Genomic DNA, 919 nt, shown 5'->3' on the forward strand with positions numbered 1-919 from the left:
TACATAGAAGGGAGAAACGGAACAAAATGAAACGGAAATTTCTCATTCTAGGAATTGGAATCATCGTTGGGCTTGGCAGCTTATTTCCTCCGGTTTCTAATACAGCATACGCAGTCCAAGTGAATAAGCAGCTGGAAAATAAAAAGAAGGATATACAAAACAAACGCTCAACCATTCAATCTGAAATTAATGAAACTCAAGATAAAGTGAATGAAATCAATGCTGAACAGGCAGCTACGACAGCCGAAATTAAAAAATTAGATTTTGCCGTTGCGGATACAAATAATCAAATTCGAGAAAAAGAAGCGCAAATTGAAGAGGCACAACTAGAAATTAAGAGGCTCCAAGAGGAAATCGCCATCCTAAAGGAGCAGATTAAGAAACGGGACGAGCTTCTCAAGGAACGTGTTCGCTCTATTCAGGAAAATGGCGGGGTCATCAACTATGTAGATGTTCTCCTCGGTGCACAAAGCTTTGGCGATTTTATTAATCGTGTAAGTGCTGTAACGACCTTTATGCAGGCCGACAGGGATTTGCTGAAAACTCATCAAGACGACAAGGCAGCCCTTGATCTGAAGGAAGCTGAAATGAAGCAGCAGCTTGAAGAATTAAGCCAGAATAAGGCACAGCTTGAGGAANNNAAGAAAAAATGCATGAGGAGCTTCATGAGCTTGAAGATCAAGCTGGGCTTCTTGCAGCACAAGAAAAGGCCATTAAAAAAGAAATAGAAGCTTGGAATAAGAGACAGCGTGAGCTTGAAGAACAGCGGAAAAGGGCAGCGGCAAGCGGATCATCCGTTGGGCCTATGCCAACTATTTCAAACGGAGCTTTCATGAATCCAACAACAGGCAGACTTACATCTCACTTTGGCCAACGCTGGGGAGCGTTCCATTCGGGGATTGATATTGGGAAAGGCGGC

Annotated in this window: 1 protein-coding gene and 1 pseudogene; both read left to right on the forward strand. The window is 43.0% G+C overall.

Annotated features, from left to right (window positions below; all coding sequences use genetic code 11):
* Nucleotides 1-26: 26 nt before the first annotated feature.
* Nucleotides 27-728: a coiled-coil domain-containing protein gene (locus V7149_RS26470; protein ID WP_438824099.1), complete on the forward strand. Its 702-nt coding sequence runs from the start codon at nucleotides 27-29 to the stop codon at nucleotides 726-728.
* A pseudogene (locus V7149_RS07975) lies at nucleotides 650-919 on the forward strand (peptidase M23); the annotation flags it as partial. The gene V7149_RS26470 and the pseudogene V7149_RS07975, both read left to right, overlap by 79 nt.

The organism is Bacillus sp. JJ1503, from assembly GCF_036965125.1.
In the GTDB taxonomy this organism is placed as follows: Bacteria; Bacillota; Bacilli; order Bacillales; family Cytobacillaceae; genus Cytobacillus.